The organism is Nocardioides pinisoli, assembly GCF_024199985.1.
Classification (GTDB): domain Bacteria; phylum Actinomycetota; class Actinomycetes; order Propionibacteriales; family Nocardioidaceae; genus Nocardioides; species Nocardioides pinisoli.
This window is the reverse complement of the sequence record NZ_JANARS010000003.1, coordinates 390983-414561: the sequence shown is the minus strand read 5'-3', so window position 1 is coordinate 414561 and position 23579 is coordinate 390983. Positions and strand designations below refer to the sequence as shown.

The 23579-nt window shown below is 70.5% G+C and carries 26 protein-coding genes; 13 read left to right on the top strand and 13 right to left on the bottom strand.

What is annotated here, in order from left to right:
- Nucleotides 1-2: 2 nt before the first annotated feature.
- Both NCI01_RS09080 and NCI01_RS09075 read right to left on the bottom strand, forming a co-directional pair.
- On the bottom strand, nucleotides 3-1643 hold the full coding sequence (locus tag NCI01_RS09080) for an ABC transporter permease (protein ID WP_254181154.1): 1641 nt from the start codon (nucleotides 1641-1643) through the stop codon (nucleotides 3-5).
- A complete protein-coding gene (locus NCI01_RS09075; protein WP_254181153.1) occupies nucleotides 1640-2530 on the bottom strand; it encodes an ABC transporter ATP-binding protein in 891 nt (296 codons plus the stop codon). The genes NCI01_RS09080 and NCI01_RS09075 overlap by 4 nt, the downstream gene beginning before the upstream one ends.
- A gap of 54 nt (nucleotides 2531-2584) precedes the next feature.
- On the opposite strand from NCI01_RS09075, the gene NCI01_RS09070 reads away from it, so the two are divergent.
- From NCI01_RS09070 to NCI01_RS09060, 3 genes are all read left to right on the top strand, one after another.
- Nucleotides 2585-3046 carry a GbsR/MarR family transcriptional regulator gene (locus tag NCI01_RS09070; protein ID WP_254181152.1) on the top strand — a complete coding sequence of 154 codons (462 nt, stop codon included), beginning with the start codon at nucleotides 2585-2587 and terminating at the stop codon, nucleotides 3044-3046.
- 49 nt (nucleotides 3047-3095) lie between these two features.
- Nucleotides 3096-3485, top strand: a complete 390-nt coding sequence (locus NCI01_RS09065) for a DUF1801 domain-containing protein (protein WP_254181151.1) — start codon at nucleotides 3096-3098, stop codon at nucleotides 3483-3485.
- A 226-nt stretch (nucleotides 3486-3711) separates the two neighbouring features.
- Nucleotides 3712-5208 carry a calcium-binding protein gene (locus tag NCI01_RS09060; RefSeq protein WP_254181150.1) on the top strand — a complete coding sequence of 499 codons (1497 nt, stop codon included), beginning with the start codon at nucleotides 3712-3714 and terminating at the stop codon, nucleotides 5206-5208.
- A 29-nt stretch (nucleotides 5209-5237) separates the two neighbouring features.
- Here the strand turns inward: NCI01_RS09060 and NCI01_RS09055 are convergent, their stop codons facing one another.
- A complete protein-coding gene (locus NCI01_RS09055; protein ID WP_254181149.1) occupies nucleotides 5238-5744 on the bottom strand; it encodes a nitroreductase/quinone reductase family protein in 507 nt (168 codons plus the stop codon).
- Nucleotides 5745-5894: 150 nt separating this feature from the next.
- Here NCI01_RS09055 and NCI01_RS09050 point away from each other — a divergent pair, with 150 nt between their 5' ends.
- Nucleotides 5895-7154, top strand: a complete 1260-nt coding sequence (locus NCI01_RS09050) for a sulfatase family protein (RefSeq protein ID WP_254181148.1) — start codon at nucleotides 5895-5897, stop codon at nucleotides 7152-7154.
- 55 nt (nucleotides 7155-7209) lie between these two features.
- Here NCI01_RS09050 and NCI01_RS09045 read toward each other — a convergent pair whose 3' ends face one another.
- Entirely contained in the window at nucleotides 7210-7908 is a 699-nt protein-coding gene (locus NCI01_RS09045) for a PAS and ANTAR domain-containing protein (RefSeq protein WP_254181147.1), read from the bottom strand.
- A gap of 190 nt (nucleotides 7909-8098) precedes the next feature.
- On the opposite strand from NCI01_RS09045, the gene NCI01_RS09040 reads away from it, so the two are divergent.
- Nucleotides 8099-8611 (top strand): Gmad2 immunoglobulin-like domain-containing protein, encoded by a 513-nt coding sequence (locus NCI01_RS09040; protein WP_254181146.1) that lies wholly within the window; start codon nucleotides 8099-8101, stop codon nucleotides 8609-8611.
- A 12-nt stretch (nucleotides 8612-8623) separates the two neighbouring features.
- Here the strand turns inward: NCI01_RS09040 and NCI01_RS22700 are convergent, their stop codons facing one another.
- The 4 genes from NCI01_RS22700 to NCI01_RS09020 form a co-directional block, all read right to left on the bottom strand.
- On the bottom strand, nucleotides 8624-9454 hold the full coding sequence (locus NCI01_RS22700; RefSeq protein WP_254181145.1) for a calcium-binding protein: 831 nt from the start codon (nucleotides 9452-9454) through the stop codon (nucleotides 8624-8626).
- An 18-nt stretch (nucleotides 9455-9472) separates the two neighbouring features.
- Entirely contained in the window at nucleotides 9473-9907 is a 435-nt protein-coding gene (locus NCI01_RS09030) for a calcium-binding protein (RefSeq protein WP_254181144.1), read from the bottom strand.
- Between the two features lie 274 nt (nucleotides 9908-10181).
- Nucleotides 10182-10427 carry a hypothetical protein gene (locus tag NCI01_RS09025; RefSeq protein ID WP_254181143.1) on the bottom strand — a complete coding sequence of 82 codons (246 nt, stop codon included), beginning with the start codon at nucleotides 10425-10427 and terminating at the stop codon, nucleotides 10182-10184.
- Between the two features lie 570 nt (nucleotides 10428-10997).
- A complete protein-coding gene (locus tag NCI01_RS09020) occupies nucleotides 10998-11546 on the bottom strand; it encodes a P-loop nucleotide/nucleoside kinase family protein (protein WP_254181142.1) in 549 nt (182 codons plus the stop codon).
- 295 nt (nucleotides 11547-11841) lie between these two features.
- On the opposite strand from NCI01_RS09020, the gene NCI01_RS09015 reads away from it, so the two are divergent.
- Both NCI01_RS09015 and NCI01_RS09010 read left to right on the top strand, forming a co-directional pair.
- Nucleotides 11842-12216 carry a VOC family protein gene (locus NCI01_RS09015; protein ID WP_254181141.1) on the top strand — a complete coding sequence of 125 codons (375 nt, stop codon included), beginning with the start codon at nucleotides 11842-11844 and terminating at the stop codon, nucleotides 12214-12216.
- 684 nt (nucleotides 12217-12900) lie between these two features.
- Nucleotides 12901-13044: a hypothetical protein gene (locus NCI01_RS09010; RefSeq protein ID WP_254181140.1), complete on the top strand. Its 144-nt coding sequence runs from the start codon at nucleotides 12901-12903 to the stop codon at nucleotides 13042-13044.
- On the opposite strand, the gene NCI01_RS09005 is transcribed toward NCI01_RS09010, so the two are convergent.
- Both NCI01_RS09005 and NCI01_RS09000 read right to left on the bottom strand, forming a co-directional pair.
- A complete protein-coding gene (locus NCI01_RS09005; protein WP_254181139.1) occupies nucleotides 13023-13370 on the bottom strand; it encodes a nuclear transport factor 2 family protein in 348 nt (115 codons plus the stop codon). The genes NCI01_RS09010 and NCI01_RS09005 overlap by 22 nt on opposite strands.
- Nucleotides 13371-13560: 190 nt before the next feature.
- Nucleotides 13561-14268, bottom strand: coding sequence for a hypothetical protein (locus NCI01_RS09000; RefSeq protein WP_254181138.1), 708 nt, complete (start codon nucleotides 14266-14268; stop codon nucleotides 13561-13563).
- 186 nt (nucleotides 14269-14454) lie between these two features.
- Between NCI01_RS09000 and NCI01_RS08995 the strand changes: the two genes are divergently transcribed.
- Together NCI01_RS08995 and NCI01_RS08990 are read left to right on the top strand one after the other, a co-directional pair.
- Nucleotides 14455-15627, top strand: coding sequence for a sensor histidine kinase (locus NCI01_RS08995; protein WP_254181137.1), 1173 nt, complete (start codon nucleotides 14455-14457; stop codon nucleotides 15625-15627).
- Nucleotides 15624-16286, top strand: a complete 663-nt coding sequence (locus tag NCI01_RS08990; protein ID WP_254181136.1) for a response regulator — start codon at nucleotides 15624-15626, stop codon at nucleotides 16284-16286. The genes NCI01_RS08995 and NCI01_RS08990 overlap by 4 nt, the downstream gene beginning before the upstream one ends.
- Nucleotides 16287-16504: 218 nt before the next feature.
- Here NCI01_RS08990 and NCI01_RS08985 read toward each other — a convergent pair whose 3' ends face one another.
- Nucleotides 16505-17398: a hypothetical protein gene (locus NCI01_RS08985; RefSeq protein WP_254181135.1), complete on the bottom strand. Its 894-nt coding sequence runs from the start codon at nucleotides 17396-17398 to the stop codon at nucleotides 16505-16507.
- Nucleotides 17399-17545: 147 nt separating this feature from the next.
- Between NCI01_RS08985 and NCI01_RS08980 the strand changes: the two genes are divergently transcribed.
- From NCI01_RS08980 to NCI01_RS22695, 3 genes are all read left to right on the top strand, one after another.
- On the top strand, nucleotides 17546-18325 hold the full coding sequence (locus tag NCI01_RS08980; protein WP_254181134.1) for a hypothetical protein: 780 nt from the start codon (nucleotides 17546-17548) through the stop codon (nucleotides 18323-18325).
- 123 nt (nucleotides 18326-18448) lie between these two features.
- Nucleotides 18449-18640 carry a hypothetical protein gene (locus NCI01_RS08975; RefSeq protein WP_254181133.1) on the top strand — a complete coding sequence of 64 codons (192 nt, stop codon included), beginning with the start codon at nucleotides 18449-18451 and terminating at the stop codon, nucleotides 18638-18640.
- A 377-nt stretch (nucleotides 18641-19017) separates the two neighbouring features.
- Complete coding sequence (locus tag NCI01_RS22695; protein ID WP_254181132.1) at nucleotides 19018-20046, top strand: calcium-binding protein; 1029 nt, start codon at nucleotides 19018-19020, stop codon at nucleotides 20044-20046.
- Here the strand turns inward: NCI01_RS22695 and NCI01_RS08965 are convergent.
- Nucleotides 19928-20320: a mycothiol transferase gene (locus tag NCI01_RS08965; RefSeq protein WP_254181240.1), complete on the bottom strand. Its 393-nt coding sequence runs from the start codon at nucleotides 20318-20320 to the stop codon at nucleotides 19928-19930. The genes NCI01_RS22695 and NCI01_RS08965 overlap by 119 nt on opposite strands.
- Between NCI01_RS08965 and NCI01_RS08960 the strand changes: the two genes are divergently transcribed.
- Nucleotides 20243-20941: a hypothetical protein gene (locus tag NCI01_RS08960; protein ID WP_254181131.1), complete on the top strand. Its 699-nt coding sequence runs from the start codon at nucleotides 20243-20245 to the stop codon at nucleotides 20939-20941. The genes NCI01_RS08965 and NCI01_RS08960 overlap by 78 nt on opposite strands.
- Nucleotides 20942-20977: 36 nt before the next feature.
- Here the strand turns inward: NCI01_RS08960 and hrpB are convergent, their stop codons facing one another.
- A complete protein-coding gene (hrpB, locus tag NCI01_RS08955; protein ID WP_254181130.1) occupies nucleotides 20978-23542 on the bottom strand; it encodes an ATP-dependent helicase HrpB in 2565 nt (854 codons plus the stop codon).
- Nucleotides 23543-23579 lie beyond the last annotated feature (37 nt).

Here is a 23579-nt window from a genome sequence, read left to right as displayed (position 1 = left end):
GCTCAGCCGGCGACGGCGTCGCGGCGCCGGTAGCCCCAGAGACCCGCCGCCACGAGGGCCGCGGCGATCCCGACCAGGACGACGACGGGGACGACCTCGAAGTCGTCCGTCGGCACGGCGGCCAGGTGCCAGAACGGCGAGATGGCCTGGACCCAGTCGGGCAGGCCGAGGAGCTGGCCGAGCACGACCTGGAGGGCGACGAGCGCGACGGCGGTCCAGGCGACCCCGGCGCCGCGGGGGAGCAGGCCGAAGAGGGCGACGGCGAGCGCCCCGACGACGAGGGTGCCGGGCAGGTAGGCCAGCTGGCCACCGACCTGGGGGAGGACCTGGTCCCACTCGCCGCTGACGACCGCGTAGCCGACGGCGAGCCCGAGGCCCATGAGCACGGTCAGGCCGGCGGTGGCGACGAGCGCGACGGCGGTGGTGCCGGCCATCCACGACGTCCTGCTGACCGGGGTCGCGAGGACGACCTCGGCGCGGCCCGCCTCCTCCTCGGCGTTCAGGCGCAGCACCGACGCGACGACGAAGCCGCAGGCCACGACGGCCATGAACAGGAAGATGTAGGCCAGGAACGCGTCGACGAGCGCGTCCTCGGCGGCCTGGCCCGACGCACCGACGACGTCGGCCATGTCGGGGTTGGAGGCGATGAGGTCGGGCACGGTCGGGATCACCGCGCCGTAGAGCACGCCCAGCAGGAACAGCCCGACGGCCCACCCGGTCAGCAGTCCGCGCTGCAGCCGGACGGCGAGACCCAGCGGCGTGTGGAGCAGCCGGCTCGCCCGCGGCGGCCCGGGTCGGGTCGCGAGGAGCCCGCCCCCGAAGTCGCGGTGCGCCACCAGGCGCGCGGCCAGGGCCAGGAGGAGAGCGGTGAAGGCGAGGAGGAGCGCAGCGGGCCACCAGCGCTCGTCCCCGAACGCGTCCATGCCCTGCGCCCAGCCGAACGGGGAGAGCCAGACGAGGGCGTTGTCCTGCATCGCGCCGATGCCGCGCACCAGGTAGCCCACGGCCACGGCGGCCCCGGCCAGGCCGAGCGCACCGCGGGCCGAGGTCGAGACCTGGACGGAGACCAGGGTGATGGCGGTGTAGGCCACCCCGAGCAGCGCCAGCCCGACGCCGTACGTCAGGCTCCCGCCGGCGGGCAGGTCGGCCGCCAGCATGGACGTCGTCGTGATGGCGGCGAGGAGCAGCGCGGCCGTGACGCCGTAGACGAGTCCGGCGAGGGTGGCGGCGTGGCGGCCGACGACCGTCGAGCGCAGCAGCTCCGCCCGCCCGGACTCCTCCTCGGCGCGGGTGTGCCGCACCACGAGGAAGACGACCATCAGGCAGACGCCGAGCTGGGCGACCTGCGAGATCTCGTTGGCCACGATCCCGCCGATCGTGTCGAGCCCGGCCTGGCGGCCCGACATCAGGTAGCTCACCGGGCTGGTGCCGACGGTCCGGGCGTAGCCGGCGACCTTCTCCGGGGTGTCGTAGATCGGTGGCACGGCCAGCGCGCTCGCGACGATCGACCCACCGAGGCCGACCAGCCACAGCGGCAGCCGCAGCCGGTCGCGGCGCAGGACCAGGCGCAGCAGGTGGCCGACGCCGGTGACCGGGCTGGCGGCCGGGCTGGTGGCCGGGCCGGTGGTCGAGGTGGCGCTCACGCGGTCACCTCGTCGCCGTACTGGCGCAGGAACAGCTCCTCCAGCGTGGGCGGGTGGGCTGCCAGGGAGCGCACGCCGAGCCCGGACAGCGCGCGGACGGCCTCGTCGAGGTGGTCGGAGTCGACGTCGAAGGTGACGCGGTTGCCGTGGAGCTCGGGCTCGTGGACGCCGGGGACGGTCGCCAGCCCGGTGGCGGGGCGGTCGGTCTCGGCGATGACGGTGGTGCGGGTCAGGTGGCGCAGCTGGGCCAGCGTCCCGGTCTGCACGACCCGGCCGGCGCGGATGATGCTGATCCGATCGGACAGCGCCTCGGCCTCGGCCAGGATGTGCGAGCTCAGGAGGATGGTCGCGCCCTCGTCCTTGAGCTCGAGGACGGCCTCCTGGAACTCGGCCTCCATCAAGGGGTCGAGCCCGGACGTCGGCTCGTCGAGCAGGTAGAGGTCGGCCCGGCTGGCGAGTGCTGCGACCAGGGCGACCTTCTGCCGGTTGCCCTTGGAGTAGGTGCGCGCCTTCTTGGACGGGTCGAGGTCGAAGCGCTCGAGCATCTCCCGGCGTCGCGCCTCGTCGAGTCCCCCGCGCATGCGGGCGAGCACGTCGATGACCTCGCCACCGGTCAGGTTGGGCCAGAGCGAGACGTCTCCCGGCACATAGGCGAGCCGGCGGTGCAGGGTCGGGGCGTCGTGCCACGGGTCGCCGCCCAGCATGGTGACGGTGCCCGAGTCGGTCCGGAGCAGCCCGAGGAGGACCCGGATGGTGGTCGACTTGCCGGCCCCGTTGGGACCGAGGAAGCCGTGCACCTCGCCCTGCTCGACGGTGAGGTCGAGGTGGTCGAGCGCGCGGGTGGTGCCGAAGGTCTTGACGACGTCGTGGAGCTCGATGACAGCCATGGAGCGAGTGTTGCACAAGTTTCACAAACTTGTGAAGGTTATATAGTGCCCGACGTGAGCGACCTCGCGCGTGCCGTCGAACGACTCGGCCAGACCCTGGAGACGATGGGCCTGCCGCGCATGCCCGCCCGCGTCTTCGCGTTCATCCTGGCCGACGACCAGTCCGTCTACACCGCCGCCGACCTGTCCCGCGGCCTCGAGGTCTCACCGGCCGCGATCTCGGGGGCCGTGCGCTACCTCTCCGACACCCACCTGGTCGTCCGGGAGCGCAACCCCGCGGGGCGCGGCGACCTCTTCCGGGTCCGCGACGGCGACATCTGGAGCACCATCCAGGCAGCCAGGCTGCCCCTGCTCGACGTGATCATCGAGTCCGTCCAGGAGGCCATCGACCTGCTGCCCGAGGGCTCGCCCGGCCGCGAGCGGGTCGAGGAGACCCGCGACTACCTGCGGTTCGTCAGGGAGGACTCGCGCGGCCTCGACCAGCGCTGGCACGAGTGGCGTGCCGCTCACCGATGAGGCCACGTCGACGCTCGCTGGTGAGCGCTCGCGCTGGCACAATCCCGCCATGACGGGACGCGCGCATCCGGGGGTCGACGCCTACATCGAGAAGCTGCCCGACTGGCAGCGCGCGATCTGCGAGCGGCTGCGCGAGCTGGTCTGGGAGACGGACCCCGAGATCGAGGAGACGGTCAAGCGGACCGTGCAGCCCTACTTCGTCCTCGACGGCAACGTCTGCGCGCTGCTCGCGACGAAGGACCACGTCAACCTGTTCCTCTACGACCCGACCGTCAGCGACCCGCACGGCGTCATCAACCAGGGCCACGACAACCAGACCGCCAGGGCGATCCAGGTCTACGACGGCGACGAGATCGACCGCGACGCGATCGTCGGCATCCTCACCGAGATCGTCGACCACAACCGGCGAGGCGGGTGGCGGCGGCTGAGCCGGCCCTGACCGTACGGCGCTGTGGCGGGCGCGGCCGGTCCTGGTCGCACCCCAAGAACTGCGGCGGCGCGACGGGTCGAGGCCATCGGAGGGCGCCCTACGGCCGCAGTTCTCCCGCCGGGGTCCGCCCCACGACCTCCCATTCTTCCCGGACGGCTCGGGACTCGCGACCCGTGTCTCCCGCGCGCGAGGCGCTCATCCTGAGTGGCATCGGACGCGGGGAAGGAGCCCGGACATGGACACGTACGACGCCACACCAGCTTCATCGAGGTGGACCCGCGGACGGACCAGGCCGCCCCGCCTGGCCATCGCGGGCCTGGCCCTCGTCGCGCCGCTGCTTCCCGCGGTCTCGTCGAGCGCGGCCGCGGGGACGTGCGAGGGCAGGCCCGCGACGCACCTGGGCACGCCGGGGGACGACGTGATGACGGGCACCGATGGCGACGACGTGATGGTCGGGCTGGGAGGCGACGACAGGATCTCGGGGTTGCTCGGCAACGACGTCATCTGCGGCGACGAGGGGACCGACCGGCTGGAGGGGCTGGCAGGCGACGACCGCCTCCTCGGCGGCTTCGACAGCGATGCCGGCGGCGACGTGATCTGGCCGGGGGTGGGCAACGACTACGTCGACGGCGGCCTCGATCCCCTGACGCGCGACGACTACTCCCTCCCGGCGGACACCGTGCTCTACTCGGACCTCCTCGCCGCCGGCTTCCCGGGCGGGATCAGGGCCGACCTCACTCCCGTGGGAGGGCTCGGCGTGGTCGCGGAGCCGTCCGGCACCGACCAGGTCGTCGTGACCGAGGCCCTGAGCATCGTCGGCACGCGCACCGCGGACGTGCTGATCGGGTCGCCGTACCTCGACGTCCTGATCGGTCGCGGCGGCGCCGACCAGATCGACGGCGCCGGCGGCAACGACACCCTCGTCTCGGACTTCGCGGACACGGACCTCGACCCGGCCGCTGACGCCCCGGACGACATCGACGGTGGCCCCGGCATGGACTGGGTCTTCCTGGGGCAGGCCGGAGGTACGGCGCGCGGCGGGGAGGACACGGACCACCTCGAGGCCCACCCGGAGACCCGACCGGCCGTCCTGCGCGGCGACGACGGGGACGACCAGCTCCTGGCCCAGGCCGGGGAGGGCGTCGACGTCGACGGCGGCGGGGGACACGACGACATCTACGTCCGGCTCACCCCCGCCTCCCGCGGGACGACGGTGGACGGAGGCAGGTCCCGCGACCTCGTCACCCTCGACGTGCGGAAGGCCGGCTTCGGCGAGGGCTCGCCGATCACCGTGGACCTGGGCCGCGGAGTGCTCCGGACCAGGGCACGGGCCGCTCGCGTGCGCGGGCTCGAGGTCCTGTGGATCCAGGGCGAGGACGCACGGTGGCGGGTCCGCGGCACCCAGCGGAACGACGACGTGATCATGCAGGGCGGACGCAGCCTGGAGGCCTCGATGCGCGGGGGCCGCGACTCCGTGGTGGCCACCCGCGGGCGGGACGTCCTCGACCTGGGCGCTGGTCGCGGCGACTTCGCGAACGGCCGTCAGGGGCGGGACACCTGCCTCGGCGCCGAACGGGTCAGGAGCTGCGAGGACGTGGGGTCCGGCCGGTCGGGTCGGGACGCGCGTGATGGACGTACGCCGGCACCGAACGGGTTCGAGCGGCTCGAGAGCGGCCCGCGGGTCGCGCCGCGGCTGCCGATCGAGCTCGCGGAGCTTCGCCGAGCCGGCTGACCGGACCCGTCCCGGCAGCGACGTCCGGGTCAGGAGCGGCCGCCAGTGCTCGTCCGGTCGCGTGGTTCGAGCACGACCACCGCCGTCTCGGTCGGCCGGCGGGCGGCGTAGGCATCGAGGTTCTTGTCGATCTGTGCCCAGCGTGCCCACAGCCGCTCGCGCTCGGGTCCCTGCGCGCGGCGGGCACGGACGGGCCGGACGCCGTCCCTGGTCTGGGCGACGGCGTCGGGGTGGGCCTGGAGGTTCAGCCACCAGGCGGGTTCGGCCGCACCCCACCCGTTCATGGCCATCGTGACGTAGTCGTCGCCGTCCTCGAAGTAGCCGACCAGGACCTGGCGCGGCTGCCGGCTGCGTCGTCCCGTCGTGGTGAGCCAGAGCGCTCCCCAGCCGTCCGGCTTCGGCCGCCACAGCCCGACGCGGCCCTTGGTCAGGCGCACGAGCGCGCGATGGGCGTGCCAGAAGGTGACGACGAACCAGCGCGGCGGAAGCATCGCCTTGCCCCGCCCTGATGCCCGCCGGCCGTGGTCCAGGCTCATGACGTACCTCCCGGGGGCGTGTCCGTGCACTGCCGCGCGGCACTGCTGCGCTCGCCACTCCCGGTCTAGCACCCGCCCCCGGCGATCGCCAGGGTCGATCGTCCTCAGGCTGGCCCCCGGCTGCCCATCGGCGTGCGTAGGGTGTGGCACGTGGCCGACAACGTCCTGTGGATCGTGACGGACGACCAGATGCGTTCGACGCTGAGGTCGATGGACCGCACGTGGAAGCGGCTGGTGCGCAAGGGTGTGCACTTCCGGCAGGGCTACAGCGCGATGCCGTTGTGCGGGCCGGCGCGGGCCTCGATCCTCACGAGTCGCTACCCCCACAACCACGGGTGCGCCACCAACATGACCCATCAGCCCTTCGTGGCTCAGGGCCATGACCGGGACACGGCCGCGACCAGGATGAAGGGGGCCGGCTACAGCACCGGCTACTTCGGGAAGTACATGAACGGGGTCGCCCAGGATCCGACGTACGTCGCCCCCGGCTGGGACCGCTGGGTCACGTTGCTCGACGGCATGATCGACGACCCGCGGGTGAACGTGGACGGTGAGGTCCGGAAGGTCGACTCGCAGCGGAGCTTCGACCGGTTCGCCGGCACGCGGCTGCGCCGCTTCATCCGTCGCCACCAGGACGCCGGGCCGTGGTTCGCGGTGTACTCGCCGACGGCGCCCCACGGCCCGTACACGCCGAGCCCCGAGCACGCCGACGACTTCGACGGGGTCGAGTGGGACCCGCCCTCGCTCAACGAGGCCGACATGAGCGACAAGCCCACGTGGCTGCAGGACCTGCCGCCGCAGGACCGGCGCAAGATGCAGAAGATCTATGAGGGCAAGCTCGAGGAGCTGCAGGACGTCGACGAGCAGGTCGACCGCGTGCTGGACGTCCTGCGGCGGACCGGCCAGCTGAGGAGGACGTGGATCTTCTTCGTCTCCGACAACGGCTACCTGCTGGGCGAGCACCGGCTCCTGAGCAAGAGCCAGCCCTACGAGGAGGCGGCGGGCATCCCGTTCGCCGTCCGCGGGCCCGGTGTCGAGCCGGCAACGAGCGACGCGTTCGTCTCGCAGGTCGACCTGATGCCCACCACCCTCGACATCGCCGACCTCGACCCGGACGCCGGACGCGAGCTCGACGGTCGCTCCATGCTCGGCCCGCTCAGGTCGGGGGACTGGTCCTCCTGGCGGCGGCGCCTGATCATCGAGAACACGAACCTCGACTGGTCGCTGCTGCGGGAGGGGTCCCAGGCCTACATCGAGCACCACGGCACCGGGGAGTGGGAGCTCTACGACCTGGAGCGCGATCCCCACCAGCTCACCAGCCTGCGCGACGTCGACGTCTCCGACTGGTCACGGAAGGCCGGCGAGCTCTCCCGGGCGCAGGGCCTCGCCCTGCGCAGGTCCGAGCAGTAGGCAGAGCGCCACGCTCGCTCGACCGGGTGTGGGCGAGCGACCACCACGGGTCCTGTCACTCCGGCGGATGCGTCGTGCGGGCGACACGCACGAGCAGCTCGTGCATCGCGGTCTCGGACTCGTGACTGGGCTCGAGCCTCCCGAGCTCGTCGACCAGGCGGTGCGCGAGGTCGTGCAGCTTGATGTTCTCCCTGTTGGAGATCGCGCGCAGCATCTCGAAGGCGCCGTCGGCGTCGAGCCGGAAGGCCGCCATCAGACCGCCCTTGGCCTGCTCGATGACACCGCGGTGCTCCATCGCGCCGCGCAGCGCCGCCTCGACCGCGGGCTGCACTTCTTCGCGTTGGGTCGCGGTGAGATCCACGGTGTAGCCGTTCACCTCGACCAGCTCACCGTCAGCGTCGGTGAAGCCGCGCCCGGCACTCAGGACGTCGTGCACGCGTCCGTGCGCGTCGACGATGCGGTGGGGATTCGAGAACGGGGTCCCGCGCTCGGCGGCCGTCTGCACGAGTCTCCGGGAGCGCTCGAGGTCCGCCGGGTGCTTGTGTCGCAGGACGAGCTCGGTCGTGGGCACCACCTCGCCCGGCGCGAAGCCGTGGATCACGTACATCTCGTCGGACCAGTACCAGGTGTCATCGGGCAGTGAACGGCTCCAGCTGCCGGTCATCGGCCCGAGGACAGGCACGTCAGGGTGTGGAGCCACCTCGGCGAGCTGGTCAGTTCCGGGGATCGTCTTGGCAGGGCCGAGGCCGGTCATGGCGCCCCCTCTGTCAGGGTCGCGGGACGCCGTCTTCTGGACGCCCGCAGTGCCTGCGTCACGGTACGCGCCTTCCGCACGTTCAGCGAGGGGCAGTCGTGCGGCACGAACGCAGGTCGTTCTGCGTGGTGACAGGCCCCGCGCCCGGTCTCTAGCGTGGGTGACCTCGGCCGACTTCGGGAGGGACATCATGGGACTGATCACGGACGTGCGGGTGCGCCAGCCGGCGAAGGACGACCTGGTCGGGCGGCGGTTCGTCGTCGCTGGGATCGGCAACGGGTTCGAGGGGACGATCGGTGTCCGCGTGCTCGACGGCCGCGGCCGCGTCCTCGCCGAGGACTCCGCGCAGTCGACCGGCGGGATGGCCGCTGTGGGGGAGTTCTCCACGCACGTCACCGTGAGCAGCCCGCCGCGTGACGGCTCGCGGCTCACGGTGCAGGTCTTCGGTGACAACCCCGGCCTGCCCGACGAGGGACCCAGCCCGGGCTTCAACCTGCGGGAGATCGAGGTCATCTCGTTTGCTGACCTGCAGGGCTGGCTGGTCTACCGGGTGGAGCGTGGGGACACGCTCACCTCGATCGTGCGGAAGGTGCGCGACTACACGCGCACGACGGTCGCGCAGGTCGTGGCCGCAAACCCGAAGATCACCGACCCGGACGTGCTCAGCGTCGGCCAGCGGCTGCGGATCCCCGTCAAGGGCTGACGACGACGTCCGTCAGCGGCGCACCTCGCACTGCCGTCGCTGCTCGGCGCTGATGCACCGGTCCCGCCCGGGACCACCGACGACCGCGTCGCGACCCGGACCACCGTCGAGGAGGTCGCTGCGCGAACCGCCCACGAGGATGTCGGGCCCACGGCGCCCGTACGCCGTCACCTGCATGCCGCCGCTCACCGAGAGGCGGTCGCGCCCCGACCCGCCCAGGTAGGCCAGGCTGCCGGGACGCCCCGAGAACCTCGTGTCCTCGATGCCCTCGTAGCGCGCCCGCTTCGCGCCGTCGACCGTCACGCGCTTGCGCGGCACGTCGATGACGTACCTCGAGCCCCGGGGGAACTCCGACTTCGGCGCCCGCAGCGAGACGGTGTCCCGCCGCCCGTCGCCGCCGTCGATCTCGATCGTCCGCCTGCGGATGACGTCTGCGACGATGTCGTCGTTGCCCGGACCGCCGTGGACGCTGGCGCCGAGCCAGGAGACGAGGTAGTCGTCGCCGGCGCCACCGCCGATCGCACTGCCGGGCCCGCGCCCCTGGACCGAGTCCTCCCCACCGTCGCCGTAGAGCCGGTCGCGTCCCTTGTCCGGGGACATGATGTAGTCGTCGCCGCCACGTCCGCGCACGACGTCCTCGCCCGTTCCGGTCTCGAGCTCGTCGTTGCCGCCGAGGGCGTCGATGCGGTCGTCGCCGGCGCCGCCGTCGATGCGGTCCGGACCGTCCGTCCCCGTGAGCACGTCGTCGTACGCCGAGCCCACGATCCCGCCGGAGTAGGCCGGCACCACGATCGTGTCCGTGCCCTCGCCCGTCGCCGTACCGGCCGAGAGGTCCACGCTCACCGGTCCGGGCGCGTCGGCCTAGACGACCCTGTCGTACCGGGCCGGCCGGTCGACCCAGTCGACGTTCGCCGACGCGGGGTCGTCGCCGAGGTCCACGTGGTCGTTCCCGGGACCCGGCACGAGGGTGTCGCCGAAGTAGCCGTCGTCGGGGACGTAGTAGTCGTCGAGGCCGCCGAAGAGCCGGTCGTCCCCCGGGCCGCCGACCAGGGTGTCCCCGTTGCCGAGCCCGCAGATGGTGTCGTTGCCCGCACCGCCGTCGATCCGGTCCTGGGCGTACGTGCCGAGGATGACGTCGTCCCCAGGCGTGCCGGTGGTCGGCGTACCGGGGACGACGACGATCGTGGGCACCTTGCCGTCACAGGTCACCTGGGCCGTCGCGGGACCAGCGAGCAGGCCCATGACACCGAGCGGCGCCAGGGCGATCAACGAGACAGTGATGGGCATGCGTCGCATGGCTCTCCTTCGGGGGGTCGGCTCCGGTTGCGGGCCGCAACACGTGTGACGCAGGGACCCAGCCGGAAGTTGCGGGCCGACCCGGGTTCCGCTTGCAGGCGGCTCGATGCACGTCACCGCTCGAGCGGGATGTGTCGGAGCTCGCGACGCGTCTCGACCGGACGGGGCTCAGGGAGGCTGGCGAACGCCTCCGCCAGCCCGCGGAATCGACGAACCACACCTGCTTCTCCGACGCTGCGGCCAGTACCGCTGTCGGTACGTCAGAAGGCCAAGCTCAAACGTGTCGGCGCCCACCCTCCGCAGTGAAGCTGACGATGACCGACTCGTTCTCCCGGTAGTGGTGGCAGATGCCAGCCCTCTGGAGCTCTTCGAGAGCCTCGACCGGCGGCTCCTCATCGGGCGTGTACCACTCGATCGCAGCGTCCTCGGGGCGGTCCTCGTCGTGAGCGATGCCGACAAGCTGATCGACGATGCTGACTGCCTCGGGGGAGAGCTGGGCGTACGGGTCGGTCGGTCGCATGTCTGTCTCCCTGGTTCGGTACTACGTGGCCGGGCTGTCCGGTCGCTGTCACCGGGGGCGGTGGGTGCCTCTGGAGCTCAGCCTGTCAGTTCCGTGCTGGGATGTCGGTCCGCAGGCCAGCGACGGCGAGCATGCGACCCACGACGCGGCCGATCCGGATGTTGCTAGGACCGCAGGAAGGTGTCCTCGATGAGCACCTCGGGGGTCACGCGTACTCGCGTCCGACCCGAATGTCCCGCAGACCCGTACTCCACCAGGATCTCTGCCATCTCTCCCACGCCCGCGACGTGAGCAAGGTCGCCATCTCGCGCGTCGCAGGGTGCGGGGAACGTCCGTTCATTGGTCCGTGCGCTGATCGGGGCAGATCCGGATGTGCCGACTCTTGGGACGTCATGCCCAGTGGCTGTCCCAACGACCGCCTGCCATGACGTCATGAGAATTCCCGGTCCGAACCGCCAGAACTCATGACGTCCTGCACATCTGCCAGCGTGGGGCGACGGCTCGGGTTGCGGTAGATCGGGGCGAGCCTTGCCGCCCTCAACGCGGCAGTTCCGGATGTTCGGCCTCTCGCTAGCGATCGGAGTGGAGATAGCGAAGGGCCGCGCTGAGGTTCTCATCCGCCGCACTCTCGGCGTCCAGCCGAAGCCAGTCACGCTCTGGACGAACGAGCTGGGTCTGCCAGGTCGCGAGTGTCTCTTCGGCTGTGCCGAACTCCCATACGGTTCCTGGGGCCGGCGCTGTCGCCGACGCCACCTGCGAGGAGATCGGGGAACGTGCGTCGAGACGAGCCAGCACGGTCGTCCAGTCCCGGACCCAGAGCTCGATGAACCCGTAACGCACACCATGCTCGCGAGCGATCTGCTGACCGGATTTCAGCAGCTCTTCATACCTGCACGGCGAGTCCAGCAGCACGTCTCGACCCTGGTGGAGCAAGTCCTGCGCGAGCGCCAAGGTCGCCGCATACGTGGCGGCTCCTGCGTCGGCGACGGGCACACGGGATTCGATGAGCGAGCTCTTTAATACGTCAGTGTCCAGGACGACGAAGTTGCTCGCTGCCGCGATCGACCTGGCGAGCCTCGACTTGCCCGCACCCGGGACTCCAGACAGTTGTACGAGCACAGGTCGAACCTATTCCGCTCATCGGCGTGTGCGGACGCACGGGTCGCGGCAGACCCGGATGGTCGATTCGTGAGGCCGCTACCTGCGGAGCGGTCGGTCGTCGTCACGTGCGAGGTGGCCGTCGGCGGCGACGGTCGACAGGTGGCCGTTGCGCGTCGACCATCTCTCCGGCAGCGCCTCCGACAAGCGCGGTGCAACATGTCGGTCCCGCTCACGGGTCTTCACGGCGGTCCTTTCTCCGGACGCACGACGGGGCGGCATGTGCGGACGTTGGTGCTCCGGACTGGCCTCTACGATGCGTCTCGTGACCAGCCCGGTACAGCGCATCGTGGGGCAAGTCTTCATCCCGGTGCGAGACATGTCCTCGGCCATCGAGTGGTACGCCGACCTGCTCGGCTTCGATCCCGGGACGAGTTCACACGGCGGAACAATCTTCGACGTTCCCACCGACGGGGAGACCAGGCTCGCCTTGGACGCCAACCGTCCCGACTTCGACGTTTCAGGGCCGCCGAGGTTCTTCCTGTGGACGCAAGACATTGCCGCCACCGTGCGACACCTAGAAGGTCTGGGAACCAAGATCACGTCGGATGTCGAGGACATTGGCAGCGTTTTCTTCGTCCAGTTCGAGGATCCGGACGGCAACCCGCTCATGGTCTGTCAACGCCGCTGACGATGGGTTCACCTGCCCGTGACGTCGGCTCGCGAGCGTCCCTTGCCGTGAAGCCAGCGAATCGCCCTGTCATCGGCAGATCCGGAAGTCCGAGCTGCGCCGGCAGGCGGCGGTAAGACGCGGGTTCGATACGCACTCGCAGCGGCATGTGCGTACGTCTCGACTTCAGCGTTACCACACCTCAATCGCATAGGGGGGCGCCGCTGGACCACGAGAACGTGACACGTAGTTTCCGGTAGAAGCGCCATGAGGAACTCAACGTCGAGTTGCGACATCTGATCCCGCGTGGCCTCGGCCACCCGCGAGGCGCCCGGACGGCCCCTAGTGCGGAGCTGTTGGGGTCCGGTCGATGCGGCACCTGCGGCCCGAGTCCCTCGAGACTTTCCCCCGAATTTCCCCCGAGCGCCCCCTATGCGATTGCGGTGTGATTTGGCGCGAGCCCGGCAGGGACGCACGGATTGCGGTGGCGGACGGTCGTCTGGCCTTGGCCAGTGGTACCCAGGTGTCTGGCCAACGTCCAGGTGTGGGTCTTGACTGCTGCACGGGGCCAGAGGAAGGCCCGAGGAGAGGCAGGCGTCATGAGCACGCTCGAACAGCGCAGTCGCTGGCGCCAGCGCGCCACTTGGCTCACGCAACTGGGGTTGGCCGAGGGCGAACCGACGCCGGATGGGATCGCCAAAGAACTTGCCGACGCCGTCTCGGTCCTTCTGGCGGAAGTCCAACAACTCGAGCTCGATCGAAGCGAAGTGGGACGACCACGTCGAGCAGGCCATCGAGCACTACGACCGGGCGGTGGCGAAGCGGCGCTATTCGGCCACCATGTGCTGAACGAGATCGCGCGTGAAGGTGTAGACGTGTACTGCGCTGGAGCGTGACAAGACGTTGCCGGCCGGGTCGCGCACCAGGAGGTGAACTTTCGCCTCCACGTTTCCGTCGGTGCGTTCCTCGACGCTTCGCACCGTCATGATCGGCCGGATGTGAAGCCACTGGCGCTCCCAGTAGTTCCTCACGCTGTCGCGTCCCACCAGTCGGCCACCTTCCCAGCCGTTCGGCCAGACGACCTCGGGGGCCATCGTGGCGACGACAGCATCGAGGTCCCGATCGTTGAAGGCCTGGTACAGGTCGCGGACGCGCTCGGTGCGTTCAAGGGTCATCTGATGTCTCCGTGGTCAAAGATCGTGGTCGGCGCGGTGCACGCGGACGGCACCGTCAACGGGCAACGCGGGTGACCGGCGCTGATCCGGTCGACGTCTTCGGCAATCGCCTCCGCAAGGCTGCGGTCCGACGGTGAAGGGGGGTCGCGGATGCTCTCCACCCTCACCGTCTGACCTGGCCCTGGGTGTGTCAGCGGCCCTCGAGCCGGTGGCGCTGGAGGAGGCGCATCCCGATGAGCGCGAACGGCGCGAAGCCGACCAGCACCGCACCGGCCGCGAGGACCGGCAGTGTCGAGCCCAGGACGATCAGGGCGGCGACGCCGGTGACCAGCAGGGCGATCGTCCACCAGCCCAGCACACCGGCTCGGGCGAGCCCGGCGAGAACCATGATTGTGCCGATCGTCGACAGGGTCTCCGTGCCGTCCCAGAAGGGCAGCAGGGAGGCCGCCTTGACGTGGGCGAACACTGCTTCTGCCTGCGCGGGCTCGAGCACGGAGCCGGCTGCGGAGTTCCACCAGTCCGAGAGGAGCATCCCGGACACGTTGACGAATCCCAGGGCGGTGGCGAGCGAACCGAGCACGACGAGCCGCATGCCACGCGCGCCCCTCACCAGGGACGGCGCTGCCAGGATGCCCAGCCCGATCAGCACGTTCGCGTAGTGCAGGAACAGTGCCGAGATCTGCGTCATCGTCAGGTCTCGGGAGAGTGCCGCGATGTAGTCGGCGTCGGAGAAGCTCTCCTGCGGTGGCGAGGTCAGCATGCCGGCGGAGAACAGCAACGGACCGACCACCAGCGCGACACCTCCCACCAGGCGCAGGGTGCTGGACCCGCGGGTCGGGTGAGCAGCCTCGCGGGCAGCGGTCTGGGTGGGTTCGGTGATGGGGGCAGTGGTCGTCATGTCGGATCCTTCGTGTCTGTCGTCGCCGACCGTCGGCGACATCGAGGACTCTTTCTGCCCGCGCCCTCATCGCGCTTCCATCGCGGAGTACCGACCTCGGTCCTCCACGAGGACGAGGTCAGTGAGGTCGCCCCTCCTTCATGTGGCGGATCCGAACAGGCCCCACCGGCACCTACTCTTCTCGCCATGGACTGGCCGCGCGGGCGTGATCCCCACCTGTTCCCGCTGCTGGCGGCTCCCGTCATGGGAGTGCTGGCCGTGGCCGAGGCGAGTCTCGACGAGACGTTCCGCCCCGATCTGGGTCCGCTGACGCTGGTGGCCCTGTGGATCGCGACGTCGTTCCTGGTCGCCATCCGGTTCCCCGCGACGGGCTGCGTGCTGATGGCGGGCTTCTACCCGGTCGGGGTCGTGGTGGGCGCCCCGGGTCCTGGCGGTGCCGGCCTCATCTCCGTGTTGCTGGCCGTCGGGTGGGCGGGATACGCGGCACCGGCCCGGCGGTCCATGCTGGGCACGACCCTCGCCGTGCTGGTGTTCATCGCCACCGACGCCACGCAGCACGGGCTCAGCTGGGACACGATCTTCTTTCCCGCGGCCTTCTACCCGGGCCGATGGGCGGGCACGCTCGTCCAGAGGGAGCAGACCCGGACCGCCCAGCTCGTCGAGCTGACCGCTGTGCTGGACGCCCAACGCGAGGCCACCGCGCACGCCGCCGTCGTGGAGGAGAGGACCCGCATCGCGCGCGAGGTGCACGACGCCGTCGCGCACTCGGTCAGCGTGATGACCCTCCAGGTCGGCGGCCTGCGCCGCCAGCTGGCCGAGGTGCTCGAGGAGCGCCCGGACGAACGCGACGTCATGCTGGGCATCGAGCGGCTCGGGCGCCAGTCCGTGGAGGAGCTCCGCTCCCTCGTCGGGATCCTCCGCGAGTCGGGCAACGACGAACCGGCGGCAGTCGTACCGTCGCTGCGTCGGGTGCCGGAGCTGGTGGCCGACGTGCGAGCCGCCGGTCTGCCGGTGGAGCTGTCCACCTCCGGCGCGGTCGCCGAACTACCGCGGGCCTTGGACGTGAGCGCCTACCGCATCATCCAGGAAGCCCTCACCAACGTGCTGCGCCACGCGCCACAAGCTCAGACACGGGTGAGAGTTAGCTACGCGCCCGACGTCGTGGAGCTGGCCGTCGAGAACGACCCGCCGCGGCACCCCGCCGGGGCCCCGCACCCCACGGACGCAGTCGGCGGCCACGGGCTGGTCGGGATGCGTGAGCGCGCCGCGATGTTCGGTGGCACGCTCACGACGGCGCCGAGCACGGACGGGGGGTTCACCGTGTGCGCGCGGCTCCCCCTGACCGGGAGGTGGCGATGAGTATCCGGGTGGTCCTTGTCGACGACGAGGCCATGGTGCGCGTCGGGCTGCGCATGGTGCTCAGCGCCGAGACCGACATCGACGTGGTCGGTGAAGCCTCCGACGGTGCCGCCGCCGTGGGCGTCGTCGCCGAGACCCAGCCCGATGTCGTCCTCATGGACATCCGGATGCCTGAGGTCGACGGCATCGAGGGCGCCCGGCGCGTGCTCGCCAGCTCCCCCGACGTCAAGGTCGTCGTGCTCACCACGTTCGACGAGGACGCCTACGTCGAGGCCGCGCTGCGCTCAGGAGTCAGCGGCTTCCTGCTCAAGGTCGCTCCGCCCGAGCGACTCATCGACGCCGTGCGCACCGTTGCCCACGGCGGGGGTCTGCTAGATCCGAGCGTCACGCTGCGCGTCATCGAGACGTTCAGCGCCGCCCCTACCCCTCGGCCCGATAGCGCCTCGCGACTACAACCGCTGACCGAGCGTGAGAAGGACGTCCTCCGCCTCCTGGCCAGGGGGATGTCCAACGCCGAGATCGCGGCCGAGCTCTACCTCGGCGAAACCACCGTCAAGACCCACGTCTCCGGGGTACTGGCGAAGCTCGGCCTGCGTGACCGCGTGCAGGCCGTCGTCGCGGCCTACGAGACAGGGCTGGTTCGACCGGGCGGTAGGTGACCATCCCGCCTCGAGCGGCACCGGCCCGAGCTAGCTTGCGTGTCCGTGCGCTCCCCCGACATCAAGCGGGTGACGAGCGCACCAGTTCCTCTCACTCCTCGGCGGTCGCCATACAGAGAATCACGCCCTCCTCGGAACGACCTGTCATCGGCATGTGCGGATGCTCGGGTCGCGTCAGTTCGGACGTGCGAACCACGGCGCGCAGGCGCAGATGATCGTCAGAGCCGGCCGTACGCGCGGAGGGTGCGCAGGGCGCGGAGGGTCTCGATCCCGCGCCACTCCATGGTGGAGGCGGTTCCCGGTGCGTCCCACGTGACCGGCCAGCCGCCATCTGCTTGCTGGTCGCTGGCCAGGCGATCGAGGTGGCCTGCGATGGTTTCGTCGTCGAACAGCTGCCGCCAGGGGCTGTCCGGCGTGGGTGCTATGTGAAGCGGTGTCAGTCCGTAGCCGGGGTCTGTTGGGTCGGCCCGGTACCACGCGGCTTGGGTCAGCCAATCGCGAACGCCCGAGCCAATGGTTTCTGCACGCCCTCGATCAGGCACATAGGCGAGGAAGACCAGCACTTCGATCAAGGCGTGCGCGTCCTCGTCGAAACCGGATTCGAGTCGCCCCCAGGTCCACTCGGTGGCGTGATCCAGCCAGGGATGGGTCACGCCCAGACGGTGCAGTCGCCCGGCCAGCCCGGCGGTCGGGTTCAACCCGGGAGCGTAGGTCCAGTCCGACCAGTGCTCGGCTCGGGGGTAGCGCTCGATGACCGGGAAGGCCAGGGACACCGCCCCGTCGGGACTGGCGACCGTGGCCAGCCAGTCACACGCGTCACGGACGAGCTCATCGTGGACGGCGGTGCCCGTTTCGTCCGCTGTACCGCCCTGACTGACCTCGAGGAGGACGTCGAGAGCACGCTCGACGTCGATTGGGAGACTTGCCGGGCACCGCTTGTCGGGTTCGAGGCCGTGACCGAATCCTCCGTCGGGATTGCGGTAGGCGCGGACGGCGTCGACCACCCCGGCGGGGCTGTCGCCGTCGAACAGCGCTGCGGCGAGGCGGCGTTCGATGAGCCGTCCCTCACGATCAAGGAACCCTCGAGCCGCACCAACGAGTTCTTCCGTCACGGGCGGCAGTCTGGCAGGAGCATCGGGCACGTTCTGTCGCTCGAAGCTGCGTGGCGCGGCACCCTCGCCACTCACATCGGCAGATCCGCGCACTATGAGCGGGCATAGTTCGGGCGTGCGGCCTAGGTGCAGCAATAGCCTCCGGCCATGGGGGACGAGACCACCACCGAACCGCTTGACGACGTAGCTGAGGCCGACTGGTTGGTGTCGGCCCTCCCCGACTTCCACGGCCGGGTCATCGACCTAGTCACGGACACGTTCCCCGCGTACGCACGGATCTTCCATCGCCCCGACCAAGGCCTCCCCAGTGGCGACCGCCCAAGCTCGTGGGCCGAGATGGCCAAGGACCGCGGCACCGTGTTCCACCCCGCTGCGCAGTTCACCGACCTGGGCCGTGAGGCCTATCAACCGGAAACCGAACGGATCCCGGGTCCGCGACTCGGGACACTCGATCGGATCACGCTGCCTCTGCTCATCGAGCGTCTGAACGCCCACACCGCCACCCCCGAGGCGTGCTGGTCCGCCCTGTGGGTCGGCTACGGAAAATCTCCGGACCGATGGCGCGCCAAGCCCAGCTTCCGGCTGCCCGGTCGCGAGTACTGGCTCTTATCGGGCGCGTTGAAGGACCTGATCGCGCTGTCGTCCGAGTTTGAGACCGCCGGACTCACCGACGACTGGCGCAGGATGACTCGCAAAATGGGCATCATCCACTCACCCACGATCTGGTGGCCCCAAGACAGGTCTTGGCTGGTCCACTCGGAGATCGACTACGACTCCACGATCGTGGGCGGCACGCCTGCCCTGGTCCACGAGCTTGTGGCGGACCCTGCGATCGAGGCTTTGCAGGTGGACGGGGACATGTCGCTGTATGCAAACGGCGACAGGATCAACGGCTCGTACCCGAGCGGCTGGCTGCAGAACGACTGAGCTGGCGGTCCGCCACTGAGGTTAGAAGTCGTGCGGACATCGGCATGAGCGGTCGTCCGGGTCGCGGCAGATCTGGACGTTCGCGGGGCTCGACGGATGTTGTCGTGGTCCATGCTGTTGCTCGTGACCGACCTCATCCTCATCGGCTATTGGCAGAGCGAGCAGAAGCCCCTACTGCCCGACCCCCACAGGTTTGTGGACCAGTCGTGGGATCGGGACGAGCGCGACCTAGTCACTGACTATCTCCGCGGCGGCCTCCCGGTCGTGCACATGATGGGCCATTCCCAGTGCCGCATGTGCTCGTCGCAGGACTGAACTCACGGACGGGACCTACTTGTGGCCAGAGGGCCTGGCGCACTACGTCGCCGACCACGGGGTCAGGCTGCCGGACGAGTTCGTCCAGCATGCGATTGGCCGATTCGTAGATCTAGAGGAGGCGGCGGCGAGACCCAGCAATCGCGGGGTCGACGCCTGGCTCGCGATGGTCGGGTAACAGCCGTTCATCGGCCGATCCGGGCGCGCATCGCGGCAGATCCGGGCGAGCGTAGCCGCCCTCAACGCGGCAGATCCGGGCGAGCGACGACAACTAATCATGAGGTCGGCGCGTCTTAGCAAGGACCGTCGCATGCGACGTACCGTCAGCGACACGCTGCCCACCATCATCGGGGGATCGCGCTCACCCAGGGGTAACCGTGCTTCAACGTTCGACCACGCTTGTTGTCACCGCGCTTGTTACGGGGGCGCTGAGCGCACCGTCTTCGGCGGCTTCGGACACTGCCCAGACCTGCCAGGGCCGCCCGGCCACGATCGTCGGCACTGGCCCGGATATTCAGGGCACGCCGGGTGATGACGTCATCGTCACCGGCACATCCCAGCGCACCTACGCTGTCGCTGGGAACGATCTGGTGTGCGTGAGCCCGACCGCCTTGCGCGTGTACGCGGGCGACGGCGATGACGTGGTGGACGCGTCCGAGGCTGGGACACAGATGAGTGCCTATCTAGGTGCTGGTCTCGACCGCTACCTCGGGGGACCTGGCAACAACGGTCCCGTCTCAGCCGCGCTCAATCAAAACGTGGTGTACGCGGACGGCACGGATGACACCGTGACAGACGCCGACTGGGCGATCCTGACGGTCACCGCGCCTGCGACCGGGACACCTGGCACCTACACCGGTGGCGGGATCGCCGTCTGGTCGGCCGACCAGTACGTGGAGATCGACCTGGACACCAACATGGTGACGGTCGGCGGGGTCCATGCGGTCAACCTGTCTGGCATCGACGGCGCGAGCGTAGTCGCGCCGCGCGCGGTGTTGCGAGGCAACGCCGAGGACAACCTCCTATTCGGTTTGGGATGCGATGTGCTGTTCGTCGGGAAAGGCGGAAACGACCGCCTCAGCGGTGGAGATGGGAACGAGGACGGCCCTGAGGCCCAGATCAAATCGGAGTGCGTGGGCATGAAAGCCACGATGCGTGGTGGATCCGGCGACGACAGCATTAGGGGGTGGCTGGGCCGCAACCGGCTGGTCGGGAACGCAGGCAATGACGAACTCCAAGGTCGCGCCCGATCAGACGTGCTTCTCGGTGGCAGCGGCCGCGACGACCTCAGGGGCGGCGACGGGTCGGACGTGCTCCGCGGAGGCGGCGGTCGCGACACCGCCGACGGGGAGAATGGCCGCCAGGACCGCTGCGATGCCGAACGCGAGCGTCGCTGCGAACGCTGAAACCACCTAGGTCTGACGATCGCCATGGGCGCTCATCGCACGAGCGGACGCGCGGATCGCGGCATGTGCGGTCAATCGCTCGCTCCACCGTCCAGGAGCTGCTCGCGTACTCGTCCGGACCCGCTGGGATGCCCAGCTCGTCACGTGACCGCAAGGTGACGGCCTCGTCGAACCAGGCCTTCTCGACGAAGGTCGCGTGCTTGACCAGTCCGAGCAAGGTGGTCTTCGAGGGCACCAGGGATCGGCGTGCCTGCTGCTCGGTGAGCCCATCCAGGCAGGCATTCAGCGCCTCACGGTGCTGGTCGAGGAACGTCTCGAGCGATCAGGACGCGCTGCAGGTGAGGGCCATGCGCGTCCAGAGCGTGCAGGATGTCTGCTCGTGCCCCACGACTCCATGCCGACGCTCGAGTCCCGACTCCGCCAGATGGCTCCGCAGGAACAACGTCGGACGGCGACCGAGCTCGCGTCCGTCGTACTTCCCCTCGCTGAACTCGGTTCGCTCGAACTGCCACCTGGAGGACTTGGTCCTGTCGCCGACGCGATCAAGGCGCAGACCAGCATCACGTCAGTTGACGAGGCGCGTCACGCTCTGCTCTCCATGCCGGAGATGAGCCGTGACGAGGAGCCCGAGGGGTACCTGGACTGGTTCGCGTTCGGGGCACTCGTCGCCTGGGTCTACGCAGCCGATGCGAACACGACCCCAGCCTCCGATGGGGTCGTCCACACCTTCGACCGCGTGTCCGAGCTCCTGGACGAGATCGACAACGACCTCGGCGACACCCAGTTGCTGAACCGGCTGCTGCTCGTGATGAACGGCCTGGGCGGGACGTCCGAGTCGTGGGCCACGCTTTCCCAGGGCGTACGGGAGGCCGTCGAACGGCTTCGCTCTCGCTAGCTAGAGAGTCGCCCGCCCGACGGCCTGACGATGCGCTCAGCTCCGGCGCGCTCTGTTCATACGCGTGGTGGCGGGTGCGGTGCGTGGATCCTCGGGCCACGAGTGCTTGGGATAGCGCCCGCGCAGATCGGCACGCACGCCCGGGTAGCCGTTGTCCCAGAAGGACTGAAGGTCTGCAGTGACGGCGGCCGGGCGTCGGGCGGGGGAGAGCAGGTGCAGCAGGAGCGGGACCCTGCCGCCGGCCAGGACCGGTGCCGCGGCCCAGCCGAAGACCTCCTGCAGTCGCACGGCGAGCACCGGCTGGTCCTGGGAGTAGTCGATCCGCACGCTCGATCCGCTGGGGACCTCGACGCGCTCGGGTGCCAGGTCGTCGAGCCTGCCCGCCTGCTGCCACGGCACCATCGCTCGCAGGGCGGCGGTCACGTCGATCCGACGAAGGTCCTGCGCCGAGCGGACCCGCGCCAGCTGCGGCCCGAGCCAGGAGTCGAGGTTCTGCGTCAGGGCCGCATCGCTCACGTCGGGCCACGGGTCACCGAGCGCGCGGTGCAGGAAGTCCAGGCGGGCGCGCAACGTCGTGGCCGCCTCCGTCCAGGCGAGGAGGGCGATCCCCTCGCGCCCGAGTGCCTCCTGGATCGCGTCGCTCACGGCCTGCGCGGGTGGATCGCTGAGCGGGGTCGAGGTCAGCTCGATCGCGCCCAGCAACGTCCGTCGGCGTGCCAGCACCCGCCCACCGGTCCACGTGACCTCGTCCACCTCGGTCCACAGCGATGCGGCTGCCTCGACCGCGAGGTCCTCGGTGAGCGGGGCCGCCGCGCGGATCCGGGCCTCGGGTTGCCCGGGCCGTCGCTGTGCGTCCCCGACCGCGAGCCACTCCAGTCCGGCCAGCGGCCCCGGGTCGCGCGGGTCGAGCGCCGCGCCCGTCCCGGACGCCATCAGGTAGCTCGACGTGCCGGAGCGCTTGCGTGCGATCCGGTCCGGGTGCGCCAGGGCCACCACCAGGCCCACCGCCACGTCGTCGGTGAGTGCTCGGGCGTGGCCCGACGTCCCTGTCCGGTCGCCGGTGGTGCCCTGCTTCGCCACGACCTCCCCGAGCCGGGCGACCTGGTGGCGCCAGGACCCTGCCCGCCGGTCGGCGCGCAGTGACCGGAGCGCAGCGACCAGGTCCCCGCCGGGCGCGCGGACGTCCTCGCTCAGCATGGCGACCACCTCCGAGGCCCGCTCGGCCCCGACGAGACCGGCCCCGTCGATGAGCGCACGCGCCAGCCTGGGATCGGCCGGCACACTCGCGATCACCCGGCCCCGCGACGTGGCTCTCCCGTCCTCAGTCATCGCACCCAGCCCCACCAACACCTCCCTGGCCGCCGCCAGTGCGTGCGCCGGTGGCTGGTCGAGCAGCGCCATGTCGTGGACGTCGCGGCTGCCCCAGCACGCCACCTCCAGGGCGAAGGCCGTCAGGTCCGCGGTCGCGATCTCGGGCTCCGGGTGGGCGGCCAGGTGCGCGTGCTCCGCCTCGGACCAGCAACGCAGCACCGCACCCGGCCCCAACCGCCCGGCCCGTCCCGCCCGCTGCTCGGCCGCGGCCCGGCTCACCGCGACGGTCACCAGGGAGGCCAGTCCACGACGGTGATCGGTGCGCGGCTCGCGCGAGAACCCGGCGTCCACCACGACCCGTACGCCGGGCACCGTCAGCGACGACTCGGCGACCGCGGTCGAGACGATCACGCGTCGGCGCGGGCCTTCGCTGAGCGCACGGTCCTGCGCGGCGCCGGAGAGACGCCCGTGCAGGGCGTGCACGGCGGCGTCCACGCCGGCCAGGCGGCGTACGGTCGCGTCGACCTCCGCGACACCCGGGACGAAGACCAGGACGTCCCCGTCGTGCTCGACCAGGGCACGGCGCACGGTCGCTGCGACGTGGTCGTGGAACGCCGGGGTGATCCCCCGGTCGTCGGTGCGGCGCACCCCCGCAGGCGGTGGGCACCAGAATGCGCGGACCGGGTGCAGGGCACCCGGGACGCTGATCACGGGAGCGACCGAGCCTTCGTCGAGGCCATCGGGATCGTCACCCCGGCCGAGCAGGGCGGCCGTCCGCTCGGCCTCGACGGTCGCCGACATCGCCACCAGGGACAGGTCGTCACGCAGGTTGGCCCGGACGTCGATGAGCAGCGCCAGGGTCAGGTCGGCGTCGAGGTGGCGCTCGTGCACCTCGTCGAGCACGACGGCGCCGACACCCGCCAGCTCGGGGTCGTGCTGGATGCGCCGGAGCAGCAGTCCGGTCGTGACGATCTCGACACGGGTACGCCGACTGCTGCGTCGGTCTCCGCGTACGGCGTATCCGACCGTCTCGCCTACCGGCTCGCCCAGCAGGTGCGCCAGCCGGCGGGCAGCGGCGCGGGCGGCGATGCGGCTGGGCTGCGTGACCACGACCCGTCCGGCGACGACCCCGGCGACCGCCGGCGGGACCAAGGTCGTCTTGCCGGTGCCCGGCGGTGCGTGGACCACCGCCAGTCCGCGCGTGCGGAGCGCCTCGACGAGAGGGGCCAGGCCCGCGGTGACCGGGAGGTCGGGCGGCGCAGCGAGCAGGTCGCGCAGCGGGTCGGGCACTCGTGCAGTGTGCCCTAGCGTGTGTGACCTCGGCCGA

Excerpts from the sequence above, each read along its gene's own strand:
- NCI01_RS09075 (WP_254181153.1), bottom strand. The coding sequence starts at position 2,530 with ATGGCTGTCATCGAGCTCCACGACGTCGTCAAGACCTTCGGCACCACC.
- NCI01_RS09065 (WP_254181151.1), top strand. The coding sequence starts at position 3,096 with ATGACGGGACGCGCGCATCCGGGGGTCGACGCCTACATCGAGAAGCTG.
- NCI01_RS09060 (WP_254181150.1), top strand. The coding sequence starts at position 3,712 with ATGGACACGTACGACGCCACACCAGCTTCATCGAGGTGGACCCGCGGA.
- NCI01_RS09055 (WP_254181149.1), bottom strand. The coding sequence starts at position 5,744 with ATGAGCCTGGACCACGGCCGGCGGGCATCAGGGCGGGGCAAGGCGATG.
- NCI01_RS09045 (WP_254181147.1), bottom strand. The coding sequence starts at position 7,908 with ATGACCGGCCTCGGCCCTGCCAAGACGATCCCCGGAACTGACCAGCTC.
- NCI01_RS09040 (WP_254181146.1), top strand. The coding sequence starts at position 8,099 with ATGGGACTGATCACGGACGTGCGGGTGCGCCAGCCGGCGAAGGACGAC.
- NCI01_RS09030 (WP_254181144.1), bottom strand. The coding sequence starts at position 9,907 with ATGCGACGCATGCCCATCACTGTCTCGTTGATCGCCCTGGCGCCGCTC.
- NCI01_RS09025 (WP_254181143.1), bottom strand. The coding sequence starts at position 10,427 with ATGCGACCGACCGACCCGTACGCCCAGCTCTCCCCCGAGGCAGTCAGC.
- NCI01_RS09015 (WP_254181141.1), top strand. The coding sequence starts at position 11,842 with ATGCGTCTCGTGACCAGCCCGGTACAGCGCATCGTGGGGCAAGTCTTC.
- NCI01_RS09005 (WP_254181139.1), bottom strand. The coding sequence starts at position 13,370 with ATGACCCTTGAACGCACCGAGCGCGTCCGCGACCTGTACCAGGCCTTC.
- NCI01_RS09000 (WP_254181138.1), bottom strand. The coding sequence starts at position 14,268 with ATGACGACCACTGCCCCCATCACCGAACCCACCCAGACCGCTGCCCGC.
- NCI01_RS08995 (WP_254181137.1), top strand. The coding sequence starts at position 14,455 with ATGGACTGGCCGCGCGGGCGTGATCCCCACCTGTTCCCGCTGCTGGCG.
- NCI01_RS08990 (WP_254181136.1), top strand. The coding sequence starts at position 15,624 with ATGAGTATCCGGGTGGTCCTTGTCGACGACGAGGCCATGGTGCGCGTC.
- NCI01_RS08980 (WP_254181134.1), top strand. The coding sequence starts at position 17,546 with ATGGGGGACGAGACCACCACCGAACCGCTTGACGACGTAGCTGAGGCC.